1 protein-coding gene is annotated in these 239 nt (G+C 40.6%); it reads right to left on the reverse strand.

Going from position 1 to position 239, the window contains the following annotated elements:
• Positions 1-239 (reverse strand): hypothetical protein (locus Q0891_RS17260; protein WP_299103585.1); only part of this gene is annotated, 239 nt, incomplete at both ends.

The raw sequence follows: 239 nt of genomic DNA on the forward strand, positions 1-239 counted from the left end.
TCCGAAGGTTGTGCAATAGAAATATTATGAACCACAGGATCACAAGATGATCCATCCATAGTAACACTCACATTATAATTCCCAGCAATAACATCAGCTATCGTACTCGAAGTTACACCAGCATCGATATCGCCATTAGACCATGTAAAAGTAAAAGTAGCGGTAGGATTAATTACCGAACTCGCTGACACAGTTGCTGCACCAGTCGCTTCTCCAAAACACAGAACATTAGTAATGGT

The sequence above is a fragment of the uncultured Winogradskyella sp. genome (assembly GCF_947498005.1).
Lineage (GTDB): Bacteria > Bacteroidota > Bacteroidia > Flavobacteriales > Flavobacteriaceae > Winogradskyella.